Source organism: Micromonospora sp. WMMD1120, from assembly GCF_029626235.1.
GTDB lineage: Bacteria > Actinomycetota > Actinomycetes > Mycobacteriales > Micromonosporaceae > Micromonospora.
Genome location: NZ_JARUBO010000005.1, coordinates 1,439,163 through 1,453,103, shown reverse-complemented (window position 1 = coordinate 1,453,103; position 13,941 = coordinate 1,439,163). Strand labels below are relative to the sequence as shown.

Below are 13,941 nucleotides of genomic sequence, written 5' to 3'. Positions count from 1 at the left end.
CCGACACACCGAACGGGGCGGGCCGCTGACGCGGTCCGCCCCGTTCGTCGTCAGGTGGGCAGGGGGCGTTGGTTGCGCCGTTTGTGTGCCCGACCGTACGGCGGAAGCAGCTGGATCGGGGCGTCGACCATCTCCTGCGGCTCCTCGGCGACCGGCGGCTGCCGGTCCGTGGTCATCTCGGCCAGTTGCTCGGCGTCGCCGTAGTCGAGTCGGTCGAACGGCAGTTGGCCGGGGAGCTCACCGACCGGTGTCCAGGTGATCGGCGGGCCGTCCTCGGTCTGGTTGTCATCCGTGGTCATGGCTGCCTCCTCTACCGAAACGGTAGGGGGCGGCAGCGATCGGCGCGGGCGAATGGCGCTATCTAGGCTTTCATCCCGTTCGCTCCCTATTCGGCGTTCAGTGACCGCCGGTACAGGAAGAAGACCCGCTCGATCCGGGCGCCCGCGCTGCCGGAGTAGAACGGCACCGGCCCGACCCAGCCGATCTGGGCCTGGTCCAACCCCGCCGCCCGCTGGTCGCGCAGGCAGCGCCGTAGCAGGACGCCACCGATGCCCGATCCCTCGGCGGCCGGCGCGGTCCCCATCGGCCCGAACCAGCTCGGCCGGGACGACCCGTACGCGGCGAAGCCGAGCACCTCGCCATCCCGCTCGGCAAGGTGGCAACCGGCGTCGGCGCGACCCACCGACCCGGCCAACTCGCCGTCCCAGGCGCCCCCGAACGTGGACCGGGCGAACGCGGCCAGCGCGGGCAGGTCCGCCGGCTCCGCCCGACGTACGGTGACGCCCTGGTCGGCCAGCCGCCGCTCGGCAGCCTCGGTGGACCGCAGCGCGGGCGACGTGTCGTACGACAGGTCGGCGGTCATGTTCCACGCCGTCCGGTCCTGCCGGTAGCCGAGCGCGAGCGCGGCGCAGACCGCCGGGGTGTAGCGGACGTCGATGCCGGGCCACGCGTAGTAGGGCGGGTTGCCGGCCAGCAGCACCTCGGTCGCCCCGCGCTCGGCGAGCACCCGCTCGGCACGCCGCAGCAGCGCCCGGCCGACTCCTCGTCGGCGCTGGTCCGGGGCGACGGCGATCAGGTCCACGTGCCCGGTCCCCGGCTCGGTCGCCGACAGCGAGCAGAGCAGGGCCCCGACCAGGGCCCCGTCCCGGTACGCGCCGAGCCCGACCACCACCCGGTCGGCGGCGGCCCGGGACCAGAGCACGTCCACGATCGACGTCGCCTCGACGGCGTCCTCCGGCAGGTCGAGGGCCTGCTCGCAGAGGCGCGAGACGGTGGGGGACTCGTCGGCGGTCAGCTCGCTGACGGTGATCTCGGCGTCCATGGTCGCCGACAGTAGATCACCGCGAACCGGCGCCGACCCGTCACCCCCGGGCGGCGCGAACGGCGGCGTACGCGTCGACCTGGCCCGCTCCGGTGACGTTCGACGGCGTGCCGCAGGCGTCGGACGGGTTGCCGGAACGGTAGGTGGGCGTCGCCGGGGTGGCGGTGTCCCGCAGGATCTGCCGGGTCCGGGCGAGGTCACCGACCAGCGCCGGGTTCGCCGACCACATCAGCGCGACCACCCCGGCCACCTGCGGGGTCGCCATCGAGGTGCCGTCCAGCGCGGCGTACGTGCCGCCCGGCATCGCCGACACCACGCCCACCCCCGGCGCCAGCACGTCCGGCTTGGCGGCACCGCCCGGCACCGGCCCCCGGGAGGAGAACTCGGCGACCCGGCGCTGCGCGTCCACGGCGCCCACCGTCAGCACATCCGCGTACGGCGCGGGTGGATCGTCGATGGACGCGCACCACGGACCTGTGTTGCCGGCCGCCACCACCACGAAGATCCCGGCGGCGTCCAGTGCTGCGGTGGCCGGCCGCAGCACGCCCGGGTCGCACCCCTCGATGGCCGGGCAGCCCCAGGAGTTGGTCAGCACCTGCGGCGCGCGCTCCGGTCGGCCGTCGGTGAACGGGTCGCCCCCGCTCGGGAAGGGCGCCAGCATGAACTGGAGGCAGTCCAGGTAGTGCCCGGGGCTGCCGAGGTTGCGGTCCAGGTTGACGCAGCCCACCCACTGCGCGTCCGGGGCCACCCCGATGCCGTCCCGCCCGACCGCGCTGCCGACCGTGTGGGTGCCGTGCCCGCCCTTGTCGGTCGGGCTCCGGGTGCCGTCCCACGGGTCCAACCAGGAGTCGTCGCCACCGCGGAACCCGGCGCGCAGCGCCGGATGGGCGCCGTCCACGCCGGAGTCGGAGCTGCCCACCACGACGCCCGCCCCGGTCACCCCGAGCTGCGACCACACCCGGTCGGCACCGATCTGCCTGATGTTCCACTCCGGGCCGGTCGGTCGGGGCGCGGTGCCCCGACTCTGCCCGGCCGGGGCCGGCAGTGGGCGCAGCCGCTGGCTGACGAGCACCCGGGCCACCTCCGGCCGGCGTGCGAGCCAGGCCCGCACCGCCGGGCCGCCGTCCACCTCGATCGCGTTCACCAGGTAGTACGGCACCGGGGCCAGGCGCAGCCGGCGCAGGTCCCGGAGCAGTCCGGACTGGCTCCGCTCGGCGGTGGTCACCAGCCGTCGGTAGACCTCCGCCGCGCGGGCGTCCCGCCCCGCCCGCCCCGGCGTGCCGGCCGGCAGATCGGTCAGGTCGGCCTGCGTGCGCAGCACCACGAACAGCCGTTCGCCGTGCAGGCCCGGCTGACCGGGGCCGAGGTCCACCACGCCGAACGCCACCAGCAGCACCAGCGTGGTCGCCGCGGCCACCCGACGACTCGGGGTACGGGCCGCCGGCCGGGCGAGCAGCACCGCGTACGCGACGGCCACCAGGACGGCCACGACGAGCCCGGCGGCGGCGGCGGTCGCCACCCAGAACGGCACGTCCCGGGTGCCGACCAGCAGCAGGCTGATCTCCTCCGGGTCGGTGAAGGCCAGCGGGCCGAGCGCGGCCAGGCCCACGAGCCACCCGGTCGCCGCGCGTCCGACACGGGCGGCCCCGGCCGTGGGTGGGGTCGCGGCCGGGTCGGTGGTGGATAGCGGGGGCGCGGCCGGCTCGACGGTCGCGCGCCAGGTCGCGGCCCACAGGGCGGCCAGCGCGAAACCGGTCGGCGGGAGGGTCAGCAGCGCCGGCAGTTGCGCGCCGGACTGGCCGGTCCCGGCGGCGAGCAGCAGCAACGCCACCCCGGAGACCAGGCCGCCGACCAGCACCAGCCGAGCCGGTCGGGGCGGCCGACCGACAGCGAACCGGGACCACACAGTGGCGTCCAGCAGCGTCGCGGCCAGCGCCCCGAGCGCGGCGGCGGCCACCAGCGCGAGAACCGTCTCCAGGAGCCCGCCGAGCGCGCCCAGCCAGGCCCACGGCAGCAGCAGGGCCAGCCCGGCGGCGACCGCGAGCAGTGGCGCCGACTGCCGCGTCAGCTCGGCCGGCGCGACACCCGCCCCGGTCCGCGCGGTCTCGCCGGCCGCGTCGCTGGGTGCCGGGCCGACGACCGGGGTGGGCGCGGCGTCGCCGCCCGCGGCGGGTGCCGGGCCGCCGACGGTGCCGGCCGCTTCGGGGTACGACCACCGGCGGGTCGAGCGGCGCACGAGGAGCGCGGCGAGGAGCGCGGCAACGGCGAGCGCGGCGAGGTACGCCTCGTGGTGCACCGGCGGCACGACCCGCGGCAGTGTCAGCAGCCCGAGGGTGAGCGCGGCGGCCAGCCAGACCCGTCCGGTGGCCCGGACCGCTGCCGAGCGGGGCAGGGCGGCCAGCAGCAGGGCAGGCGTGCCCAGCAGGACGACGGTGGCCAGGCCGAGCACCGGCCAGAGCCAGCCGACCCGGTCCCGTCCGAAGCTCAACAGCACCTGATCGGTGAGCCAGCCACCGGTCTGGGCGGCCACGGTGACCGCCACCGTCCAGCAGCCCACCAGCACGGCCGCGACCACCGCCCAGGGGGAACCGCGGTCGCCGACTCCGGGGTGCGCAGGGTGACCGTGCATCCGAGAACCTTACGACCACGCCGAACGGTTTCGGACCGACCGTCGCGCGGTGGAACACCGAAGAGCCGAGCGGATCTTGGACAGTTTCCGTCAGCCGCTGACGGAAACTGTCCAAGATCTGCGCCGGTCGACGTGGACGCGAGCGCGGTGGGAGGGCTGCGGCGAATGTCGACATGGTCGGCCGGCGGTTACGGTGGACCTGTGCGCGACCCCAACATCTCCCGTTCCCTCGCCGGTCAGCTCTCGCCGGTCCGCCGCGTCGCCGACCTGCGTCGACTGCGCGGCGAGCGCTTCGACGTGCTGGTCATCGGTGGTGGCGTGACCGGTGCCGGCGCCGCCGTGGACGCGGCGTCCCGGGGCCTGAAGGTCGCCCTGGTCGAGGCGCGGGACCTCGCCTCGGGCACCTCCAGCCGGTCCAGCAAGCTCATTCACGGCGGGCTGCGCTACCTGGAGCAGCTGGAGTTCCACCTGGTCCACGAGGCGCTCACCGAACGCGGCCTGCTGGCCACCCGGCTCGCGCCGCACCTGGTCCGCCCGGTGCCGATCCTGGTGCCCCTGCCGGCCGGGCGGGGCCTGCGGGACCTGCCGGCCCGGGTGTTCCGCCGCTCCTACTACGGCGCCGGAGTGGCCGCGTACGACGTCTTCGCCGGGGTCTTCGGCGGCGGTCGGGGAATGCCGCTGCACCGGCACCTGACCCGGGAGGGCGCACGGCGGGTCTTCCCCAGCCTGCGCCCCGACACGCTGGCCGGGGCGATCCGCTACTACGACGGGCAGGTCGACGACGCCCGGCTGGTGGTGACCCTGGCCCGGACGGCGGCCAGCCTCGGCGCCACGGTGGTGAGCAGCGCCCGCGCCGTCGGGCTGGTCCGGCAGGCCCGCGAGGTGACCGGCGTACGGGTGCGGGACCTGGAGGCGCCGGCGGGTTCGCCGGACGCCGAGTTCGAGGTGCGGGCGCGTACGGTCATCGCGGCCACCGGGGTGTGGAGCGACGACATGTCCCGGATGCTCAACGACGTGGGCCTGCGGCCCGGCGTACGGGTGCGCGCCTCGAAGGGGGTGCACCTGGTGGTGCCCCGCTCGGCGATCACCGGTGAGGCGGGGCTGATCCTGCGTACGCCGACGTCGGTGCTCTTCGTCATCCCCTGGGGCGGGCACTGGATCATCGGCACCACCGACACCGACTGGCAGTTGGACCGCTCCCACCCGGCGGCCTCGGCGCACGACATCGAGTACCTGTTGGAGCAGGTCAACACGGTGTTGGACCGGCCGTTGACCACCGCCGACATCGAGGGTGTGTACGCCGGGTTGCGGCCGCTGCTGGCCGGCGAGGCGGACTCGACCTCGAAGCTCTCCCGCGAGCACGCGGTCTTCGAGCCGATGCTCGGGCTGCTGCTGGTCGCCGGTGGCAAGTACACGACGTACCGGGTGATGGCCTCCGACGTGGTGGACCGGGCCGTCCGCCGACTCGGTGGCGGCCGCTCGTCGCGGACCGCCGACCTGCCGCTGCTCGGCGCCGACGGGTACGCGTCGATGTGGCGGGACCGGGCCGACCTGGCCCGTCGGCACGGTGTGCCGGTCGGTGTCGTGGAGCACCTGCTGGAGCGGTACGGCAGCCTCACGCTCGATCTGCTGGGCCTGGTCGACGCCGATCCACTGCTGGCGTCTCCGTTGGCCGGCGCTCCGGAGTACCTGGCGGCGGAGGTCACCTACGCGGCGCAGGCCGAGGGTGCGCTGCACCTGGAGGACGTGCTGACCCGGCGGACCCGGATCTCGTTCGAGACCAGCCACCGGGGGTTGGAGTCGGCGGAGCACACCGCCGAGCTGATGGGCGCGGTGCTCGGGTGGAACGCGACCACCAGGGGGCGCGAGGTCGAGCACTACCGCGCCCGGGTGGAGGCGGAGCGGCAGTCCCAGCTCATGCCGGACGACGTCGCCGCCGACGCGGCCCGGATCGGCGCCCCGGACGTGCGGGGTTACGCCGCCGACCGGGGTGGGGACGACGATCAGGCGGAGCTGCGCCCGTCCGCTCGGTAACGAATTGCGACGTTACCAATGGGTAACTATCGATACCAGCCCGGATGGTGGTTTCGGACGCTACCTACGCTGAGGTAGGTTTCCGCCCGTGCTACCCCGCGCGCGCCCTCGTCTCCTCGCCCCCCTCCTCGCTCTCGCGCTCGTCGGCACCCTGACCGGGTGTGGGCTCTTCGACCGGGAGGCGCCGCGCACGCCGGTGGCGCAACCGTCCGCCGGCGTGGCCGGTGGCGCGCCGCAACTGGAGATCCCCGCCACCGTCGCCGCCGGCCAGGTCAGCCTCATCCAGCGGCTGGGCGAGGACGGCCCGCTGCGGACGCTGAGCGTGGAGCGCAACGGCGCGTGGCAGTGCGTCGACTGCGCCGGGGACGGGGTCACCTCCCGGGGCACCCTCGCGCCGGAGTTGACCGAACGACTCCAGGTGCTGCTCGCCAACCCGTTGCTGGTCGACGAGACCGATCAGGCCCGGAGATACCGGACCACCTGCATCGACGCGCTGACGTCGAGCCTGATCACCTCGAGCGGGCTGATCACCTCGCAGGACTGCCCGGGTGAGGAACGCCCGCCGGTCGCCGGGGAGATCCTGCTGCTGCTCACCCAGGCCACCCCGGCCGAGATCAAGGGCTGACCGCAGCCGCTCAGAGCACCTTGCCAGGGTTGAGCAGGCCCGCCGGGTCGAGCGCCGACTTGATCGCCTGGTGCACCCGGACCCCGACCGGTCCGATCTCCCGGGCCAGCCAGTCCCGCTTGAGCAGCCCCACCCCGTGCTCGCCGGTGCAGGTGCCACCCAGGTCCAGGCCGAGCCGCATGATTTCGTCGAACGCGCGCCGGCCCCGCTCCACGCTGGCCGGGTCGGACCGGTCGACGACGATGTTCGGGTGCATGTTGCCGTCCCCGGCGTGCCCCACCACGCCGATCGGCACCGCGCACTCGGCCGCGATCCGGGCCACCCCATCCAGCAGCGCGGCCAGCGAGCCGCGCGGAACGGCGACGTCGTCGATCACCAGGCCGCCGTTGCCGCCCGGATAGGCGTCCGCCGCGAACCTCTCCATCGCGGGGTGGGCCAGCCGGCGGGCCTGGAGCAGCGCCGCCGCCTCCACCGCGTCGGTGGCCGCGTAGACCTCGTCGGCGCCCACCGTCTCGCACACCTGGGCGAGGGCGGCCAGGTCGTCCGCAGCCCGGACGCCGGTGTCCGCGGCTGCCAGCAACACCGCCTGCGCGTCGGTCCGCAACCCCATCGGTCGGTACGCCTCGATCGCCCGCAGGTGGGTCTGGTCGAGCAGCTCCAACAGGCTGGGGGTGAGGCCACGCGCTGCGATCTCGGCGACCGCCGCGCCGGCCGTCGCGGTGGACGGGAAGACCGCCACCAGGGTCAGCGAGTCGGCCGGGGCGGGCCGCAGCGCCACAGTCACCTCGGTGATCACCCCGAGGGTGCCCTCCGAGCCGACGAAGAGCCGGGTCAGGTCGTAACCGGCCACCCCCTTCGCCGTACGCCGCCCGGTGCGCAGCACCTCCCCGGAGGCGAGCACCACCTCCAGGCCGAGCACGTACTCGGTGGTCACGCCGTACTTCACACAGCACATGCCACCGGCGTTCGTGGCCACGTTGCCGCCGATCGTGGACGACTCCCAGGAGCCGGGGTCCGGCGGGTACCAGAGCCCCTGTTTGGCGACGGCCCCGGCCAACGTCGCGTTGACCACCCCCGGCTGGACCACGGCGATCCGGCTCACCGGATCGATCTCCCGGATCTCGTCCATCGCGACGGTGCTGAGGACGACAGCGCCGTCGACGGCGTTCGCCGCCCCGGCCAGCCCGGTCCGCGCGCCCTGCGGCACCAGCGATACGCCGTGCCGCGCCGCCGCGCGTACCACGGCGACCACCTGCTCCGTGCTGCGCGGACGGGTCACCACCAGTGGGGTACCGGCGGCGCACAGGTCGGCCTCGTCCCGCTCGTGTGTGCGCAGCAGGTCCGGGTCGGTGAGCACGGCGTCGTCACCGAGCGCGGCGCGCAGGTCGTCGAGCAGAGTGGTGGGGGCCATGCAGCCGAGGCTAGGTCGCCGGTCGGCGATCATCAACGTGATCGACCGTGCGGGATGGCGTGAACGTCATGCTCTACCTGGACCGGCCGGCCTGGCCGTGGCGCGGTCGCCTCTGGTCGCACCTGATCAGCGACGTCTCCTACGCCGAGCTGCACGCCTTCGCCGAGACGCTCGGCGCGCCCCGGCGCGGCTTCGACCGGGACCACTACGACCTCCCGGCGGACCGGTTCGCGGCGGCGGTGTGGCTCGGCGCCCGGGTGGTGCCGAGCCGGGAGCTGGTCCGGTTGCTCCGGGACGCCGGGCTGCGCCGGCCGAAGCACCTGGTCAGTTCGGGTCCGCCGGCTCAGCGCTGAGCGCCGCCAGCTCGCGGCGCACGTTGCTCCGCGCGGCCGCCTCCCAACTGCCGGCCAGCGGCGGCAGCCGGAACAGCGCCGGCAGCGCCAGCAGACCTGTCAACACCGCGGCGCGTCCGGCCCGGAAGGCCGGCTCCGGCACGTGCGCGTACTCCCGGCGGATCGCCGCCGCGTACCGCGCGTACGCCTCCGGCGGGGCGGCGAGCACGGCCAGGTCCGCGTCGCAGAGCAGCGCGCCGTCCTGGTCGTCCGCCGCCACCGTGTGCCCGGCGGTGAGCAGCACCAGCCGGCGCGTCTCGGCCACCGTGGGCGCCGGCACCCCGAGCCCGCCGAGCACGCTGCCGGCCAGCGCGGCGCTGTCCCGCTCGTTGGCGTCGCCGGTGGCCCGAGGATCGTAGACCGCGTCGTGGAACCAGGCCGCCAGCCGGACCGCGTCGACCTGATCGGCCAGGTCGGCGTGCTGGTCCACCACGTCGAGCACAGCCGCCAGGTGGGTCGGCGTGTGGTAGTGCCGGTGCGGCTCCCGCCACCGGGCGAGCAGACGCTCCCCGGCCCGGATCGTCGCCGGTTCGGGGCTCGTGCCGACGGCCCGGACCACCGCCCGCCACCGGCTCAGCAGATCGACCACCGCCCGAGTCTGCCGCATTCCGGCGCGACGCGCGGAAGGGGAGGATTCAGCGCGCCCAGCACGGGTAGTCGCGCCCATGGCCGTGTCCCGGGACAAGCGACCTCCGGTGGTGCGACGTGCCCCGCTGCGGGAGGGGATGGTGGACATCGACGGCGCCCGGATCGCCGAGGCCACCGAGCAACTGCGCCACCGTGGTCGGGCCACCCTGCACGACCGGCTGCACCGGGTGCGGATGGCCGGCGGGCTCGCGGTGCAGGCCGGGCTGGCCGCCGGGCTGGCCTACCTGGTCGCGCACAAGGTGCTCGGCAACCCGCAACCGGTCTTCGCGCCGATCTCCGCGGTCGGCACCCTGGCCGCGTCGGTCGGCCAGCGGTTCCGCCGGACCGTGGAGCTGATCGTCGGGGTCGGCATCGGGGTGTTCATCGGCGACCTGCTGATCTACTTCCTCGGCACCGGGGCGTGGCAGCTCGGCCTGGTGGTCACCGTGGCGATCCTGCTCACCATCTTCGCGGGGGCGAGCGTGGCGATCGTCATCCAGGCGGCGGCCACGGCGGTGCTGATCGTCACGCTGAGCCCGTCCACACAGAACCTGGAGATCCCGCGCTTCGTGGACGCGTTCCTGGGGGGTGGGATCGCGCTGCTGGTCACGGCGGTGCTGTTGCCGCTGAACCCGCTCCGGGTGATCAACCGGGCGGCCCGCCCCGCGCTGGATCTGCTCGCCGACCAGCTCGACCAGACGGCCGACGGACTGCGCCGCCGGGACCGGGCCACCATCCAGCGGGCGCTGGACCGGCTGCGCGACAACAGGGAGGAGCTGAACACCCTCAGTGAGGCGATCGAGGGCGCCAAGGAGACCGCCACGCTCTCCCCGGCCCGCTGGCACCGCCGGGGCGAGCTGACCCACTACGCGGAGGCGGCCGACCCGATCGACCGGGCGATGCGCAACAGCGGCACCCTGATCCGCCGGTCCGTGACGCTCGTCGAGGACGAGGAACCGGTGCCCGATCCGATGCCGGACGCGATCGGCCACCTCGCCGAGTCGGTTCGGCTGCTCAAGCACGAGTTCGCCGTCGGCGAGGAGCCGCACAAGGCCCGGGAGCGGTCGCTGCGGGCGGTCAGCGAGGCCGGTCGGGCGTACGGCGCGGGTGTCGGTTTCTCGGGCAGCGTGGTGGTCGCCCAGGTGCGTACCACGGCGAGCGACCTTCTGGTCGCCTCCGGCATCGACCAGGAGGAGGCGAACCGGTGTATCCGCAGCGCGTTCGGCGAGCAGGAGCGGCCGGTCGGTGAGCCCACCGAGTCCGGCGAGCCCCGGAAACCCCCGACCGCCCCGCCGGTCGGCTGAGCGCGCGAGTCAGCCCAGCTCGGCCAACGCGGCGAGCAGTCGGTCCACCTGGGCGGCGGTGCTGCCCAGGCCGAGGCTGGCGCGCAGCGCTGTCGGCGGCAGGTCCCGCCGGCCGGTACGATCCGCCGCCTCGGCGAGCAGCCGCCGGGCCAGCGGATGCGCGCAGAACAACCCGTCCCGTACGCCGATGTGGTGCTCGGCGGCCAGCCGTGCCGCGACCTCGCTGGAGTCCCGGCCGGCGACCACGAACGAGACGATGCCCACCCGGGGCGCGTCCGGGCCGAACGTGCGCAGCTCCACCACGTGCGGCAGGGCGGCGATGCCGGTCCGCAGCCGGGTCAGCAGCGCCTGCTCGTGCGCCGCCAGCGCGGCCCGGTCGGCGTCGGCGAGCGCCCCGCAGACGGCCGCCAGCGCCACCGCGCCGAGCAGGTTCGGGGTGCCGCCCTCGTGCCGGGCCGGGCCGGTCGACCAGGTCACGTCGTGGGTGGCCGACCCGACGTGACTGGTGGCCCCGCCACCGGCCAGGTACGGGGGCGCGTCGTCCAACCAGTCCGACCTGCCGATCAGCACACCCGCGCCGAACGGCGCGTACAGCTTGTGCCCGGAGACCGCCAGGTAGTCGACGTCGAGCGTGCCCAGGTCGACGGGGGCGTGCGGAGCGAGTTGCGCGGCGTCGAGCACGATCCGGGCGCTGTGCCGGTGGGCCACCCGGGCCAGCTCGGCGACCGGCCAACGTTCCCCGGTCACGTTGCTCGCGCCGGTCACCGCGACCAGCACCGGCAGCGCTGGATTGCTGCCCCGGCGCAGCTCGGTGAGGGCGGCGGCGAGGTCGCGTACCGCCGCGGCGGGGTCGGTGGGCACCGGCAGCCGTACCGAGCCGCGCGGCCAGGGCAGCAGGTTGGCGTGGTGCTCGGCGGCGAAGGTGACCACCGTCGTGCCGGCCGGTAGCGAGCGCCCCAACAGGTTGAGCGCGTCGGTCGTGTTGCGGGTGAAGACCACGTGATCGCCGATCCGGGCCCCGAAGAAGTCGCCGACGGTCTGCCGCGCCTGCTCGTACGCGAGTGTGCACCGCCGGGACAGCGCCCCCGCCCCGCGATGCACGCTGGCGTACCAGGGCAGCAGCTCGGCCACCGCGTCGGCGGCGGCTCGCGCGCACGGCGCGCTGGCCGCGTGGTCCAGGTTGATCTCGCCCGGCACGCCGAGGACGTCGAGCGGCCGCGACGGGGCCGGCGTGGGCGCGGTGTCGGGGCGGGTGGGCAGCGGGGAGACGAGGGTGACGGGCACGCCGGAACCTCCGGGGTCAGGGACCCCGGTGCGACGTCGGGACGGGGTCCGCGCTTGCCCAGCACGCCGATCGGGCTGGGCCCGGTCATCACCCGGGGCACCCCACCGCGAACTGACGAGGGTTGCCGGCCAGCAAGCCGGGGCTTGACGCTGGCGCTCGTGACCTGCCGGCAGCATAGCTGCCGCCGATGCGGCCGGACCAGCCGGCGGCGGATGGCTACGCTGACCGCATGGCCGACACCCCACCCGGTTCACCGCTGCCGCCGTCGCCCGCCCCCAAGGCCCCGCCGGCCGACGCGACGCCCCGGATGCCGCTGCGCCGGCTGGGTTGGCGGCGGTTCCTGGTGCTGGCCGCGGTGGTGCTGCTGATCGCCGCGTGCGCGGTGTTCATGGTCTTCACGCTCGGTCAGTCGCTGGGGGCGCAGGCGCTGCTGATCGGCGTCGTCGCCGCCATCCTGCCGGTGCCGGTGCTGGTCGCCTGCTTCCTCTGGCTGGACCGGTACGAGCCGGAGCCGCTGAAGTACCTGATCTTCTGCTTCGCCTGGGGCGCGTTCGTCTCCACCGCCGCCTCGCTCACCGTGAACGACTTCGCCGCCGGCCTGTTCGCCGACTGGGGCCTGCCGTCCGCGCTCACCGGCGTGCTGGTGGCGCCCTTCATCGAGGAGCTGACCAAGGCGCTGGGCCCGATCCTGCTGCTGGTGTTCCGTCGCCGGGAGTGGTCCGGCATCACCGACGGCCTGGTCTACTGCGGGCTCTCCGCGGTCGGCTTCGCCATGGTGGAGAACATCCTCTACCTGGGCGGTCTGGGCTACGCGTCCGGTGTCGACAGGTACGGCCCCGCCACCGGCATCCAGCAGGTCATCGCGATCTTCATCCTGCGGATCCTGCTGTTCGGGTTCGCCCACCCGCTCTTCACCTCGATGACCGGTTTCGGGCTGGGCATCGCCTCCCGGACCGCCGACCGGCGGGTCCGGGTGCTCGCGCCGATCGCCGGTCTGCTGCTCGCGATGATGCTGCACGGCACGTGGAACCTGCTGCCCACGCTGACCCAGGCCACCGGCGAGGCGGTGATCATGCTGTACGGCTTCCTGGGCCTGATGGTGCCGGTCTTCTTCGGCACCGTCGGCCTGGCGGTGTGGCTGCGCGCCTGGGAGGGCCGGCTCACCGAGCGGGCGCTGCCGGCCTACGTAAGTGCCGGCTGGCTCAGCCCACCCGAGGTGGCCGCGCTGAGCAGCCTCGCCCGACGGCACGCCGCCCGGAGCTGGGCGCGGCGGGTGGCCGGCGACGCCGGGGTGCGCGCGATGCGCGGCTACCAGTCCGCCGCCACCCGGTTGGCGTTGCTCCGCGACGGGACGGTGCGCGGGTTGGACCGCAAGCCCGCCGACCAGGAACGGACCGCGCGGGAGGAGCGCGAGTTGCTGGACGCGATCACCGGGTACCGGTCGTTCTTCGTCGGTCGGGACCCGCAGGCCCCGGCGGGGATCTGGGACGGCAACCGCTACCACCTGCGCTTCCCGGACGGCACCCAGCGCACGGTGGACGCGCCGCACGAGCCGGTCGTGCCGATTCCGGTGGTGCTCGCGCCGGCTCCGCCACCTGCTCCGCACGGGTACCCGCCGCCGGGCTGGGTCAGGCCATGAGCGAGGTCAGGAAGTCACCGAAACCCTGGAACATCGCGATCAGCGCGGCCCCGATCGCCCGGAACATCTGCGCGGCCCCGTCCGGCCGGAAGGCCACGAAATAGATCAGGAACGCGACGAAGCCCCAGGTCAAGACCTTCTTCACGAATACCGGCATCGTCCCTCCCCAGGGCCACGGTCGCCGGCTGGCTTCCCGTCGTACCGGCGGGCAAACGGCGCCCGGCGGGCTCCGCTGGCCGGGGGAGGAGCGTCAGAGGTAGAGGCCTGTCGAGTCGTTCTCGATCCGCTCGGCGGCGACCGCGTGCACGTCCCGCTCCCGCAGCAGCACGTAGCCACGGCCGTGCAGCTCGACCTCGGAGCGGTCGTCGGGGTCGAACAGCACCCGGTCGCCCGAGACGATCGCGCGGACGTTGGGCCCCACCCCGACCGCCGTGGCCCAGGCGAGACGCTTGCCGACCGCGGCGGTCGCCGGGATGACGATGCCCGCTGTGGAGCGGCGTTCGCCCTCGCTGCCCTCCATGCGCACCAGCACGCGGTCGTGCAGCAGGCGGATCGGCAGGCCGGCGTCGAGATCCTTGTCGGCGGTCACGTCGCAGACGCTACCGTGTGGCCGACGGCGGTCCCGCCGGTGGTTACGCCGAAGGTGGTCCGGGCAATGTGTGGCGGAACTCCCC

The 13,941-nt window shown here is 74.7% G+C and carries 13 protein-coding genes and 1 riboswitch; of the genes, 5 read left to right on the top strand and 8 right to left on the bottom strand.

The annotated features are described in order from the left end of the window. Positions 1 to 50 precede the first annotated feature (50 nt). The 3 genes from O7634_RS06915 to O7634_RS06905 form a co-directional block, all read right to left on the bottom strand. Positions 51 to 299 carry a hypothetical protein gene (locus tag O7634_RS06915; protein ID WP_278149308.1) on the bottom strand — a complete coding sequence of 83 codons (249 nt, stop codon included), beginning with the start codon at positions 297 to 299 and terminating at the stop codon, positions 51 to 53. Between the two features lie 86 nt (positions 300 to 385). Further along, positions 386 to 1,321 carry a GNAT family N-acetyltransferase gene (locus O7634_RS06910; RefSeq protein ID WP_278149307.1) on the bottom strand — a complete coding sequence of 312 codons (936 nt, stop codon included), beginning with the start codon at positions 1,319 to 1,321 and terminating at the stop codon, positions 386 to 388. Positions 1,322 to 1,361: 40 nt separating this feature from the next. Then, positions 1,362 to 3,950, bottom strand: a complete 2,589-nt coding sequence (locus O7634_RS06905) for a S8 family serine peptidase (protein WP_278149306.1) — start codon at positions 3,948 to 3,950, stop codon at positions 1,362 to 1,364. A gap of 216 nt (positions 3,951 to 4,166) precedes the next feature. Between O7634_RS06905 and O7634_RS06900 the strand changes: the two genes are divergently transcribed. Both O7634_RS06900 and O7634_RS06895 read left to right on the top strand, forming a co-directional pair. Continuing rightward, positions 4,167 to 5,984: a glycerol-3-phosphate dehydrogenase/oxidase gene (locus O7634_RS06900; protein WP_278153894.1), complete on the top strand. Its 1,818-nt coding sequence runs from the start codon at positions 4,167 to 4,169 to the stop codon at positions 5,982 to 5,984. Positions 5,985 to 6,072: 88 nt separating this feature from the next. Beyond that, positions 6,073 to 6,609 carry a hypothetical protein gene (locus O7634_RS06895; RefSeq protein ID WP_278149305.1) on the top strand — a complete coding sequence of 179 codons (537 nt, stop codon included), beginning with the start codon at positions 6,073 to 6,075 and terminating at the stop codon, positions 6,607 to 6,609. A 10-nt stretch (positions 6,610 to 6,619) separates the two neighbouring features. Here O7634_RS06895 and O7634_RS06890 read toward each other — a convergent pair whose 3' ends face one another. Continuing rightward, complete coding sequence (locus tag O7634_RS06890; RefSeq protein ID WP_278149304.1) at positions 6,620 to 8,020, bottom strand: FAD-linked oxidase C-terminal domain-containing protein; 1,401 nt, start codon at positions 8,018 to 8,020, stop codon at positions 6,620 to 6,622. A gap of 68 nt (positions 8,021 to 8,088) precedes the next feature. Here O7634_RS06890 and O7634_RS06885 point away from each other — a divergent pair, with 68 nt between their 5' ends. Further along, on the top strand, positions 8,089 to 8,373 hold the full coding sequence (locus O7634_RS06885; protein ID WP_278153893.1) for a DUF4031 domain-containing protein: 285 nt from the start codon (positions 8,089 to 8,091) through the stop codon (positions 8,371 to 8,373). Here the strand turns inward: O7634_RS06885 and O7634_RS06880 are convergent. Continuing rightward, entirely contained in the window at positions 8,345 to 9,001 is a 657-nt protein-coding gene (locus O7634_RS06880) for a metal-dependent phosphohydrolase (protein ID WP_278149303.1), read from the bottom strand. The two genes, O7634_RS06885 and O7634_RS06880, sit on opposite strands and share 29 nt — an antisense overlap. A 139-nt stretch (positions 9,002 to 9,140) precedes the next feature. Between O7634_RS06880 and O7634_RS06875 the strand changes: the two genes are divergently transcribed. Beyond that, positions 9,141 to 10,343 (top strand): FUSC family protein, encoded by a 1,203-nt coding sequence (locus tag O7634_RS06875; RefSeq protein WP_278153892.1) that lies wholly within the window; start codon positions 9,141 to 9,143, stop codon positions 10,341 to 10,343. 9 nt (positions 10,344 to 10,352) lie between these two features. On the opposite strand, the gene O7634_RS06870 is transcribed toward O7634_RS06875, so the two are convergent. Beyond that, on the bottom strand, positions 10,353 to 11,603 hold the full coding sequence (locus O7634_RS06870) for an aminotransferase class V-fold PLP-dependent enzyme (RefSeq protein ID WP_278153891.1): 1,251 nt from the start codon (positions 11,601 to 11,603) through the stop codon (positions 10,353 to 10,355). A gap of 69 nt (positions 11,604 to 11,672) precedes the next feature. Beyond that, positions 11,673 to 11,792: riboswitch (SAM riboswitch) on the bottom strand. Positions 11,793 to 11,815: 23 nt separating this feature from the next. Between O7634_RS06870 and O7634_RS06865 the strand changes: the two genes are divergently transcribed. After that, the gene (locus O7634_RS06865; RefSeq protein WP_278149302.1) at positions 11,816 to 13,267 is read left to right on the top strand and encodes a PrsW family intramembrane metalloprotease; all 1,452 of its coding nucleotides are present in this window, start codon (positions 11,816 to 11,818) and stop codon (positions 13,265 to 13,267) included. Here the strand turns inward: O7634_RS06865 and O7634_RS06860 are convergent. Together O7634_RS06860 and O7634_RS06855 are read right to left on the bottom strand one after the other, a co-directional pair. After that, positions 13,257 to 13,424: a hypothetical protein gene (locus tag O7634_RS06860; RefSeq protein ID WP_278149301.1), complete on the bottom strand. Its 168-nt coding sequence runs from the start codon at positions 13,422 to 13,424 to the stop codon at positions 13,257 to 13,259. The genes O7634_RS06865 and O7634_RS06860 overlap by 11 nt on opposite strands. A 93-nt stretch (positions 13,425 to 13,517) precedes the next feature. Beyond that, complete coding sequence (locus O7634_RS06855) at positions 13,518 to 13,856, bottom strand: co-chaperone GroES (RefSeq protein ID WP_278149300.1); 339 nt, start codon at positions 13,854 to 13,856, stop codon at positions 13,518 to 13,520. Positions 13,857 to 13,941 lie beyond the last annotated feature (85 nt).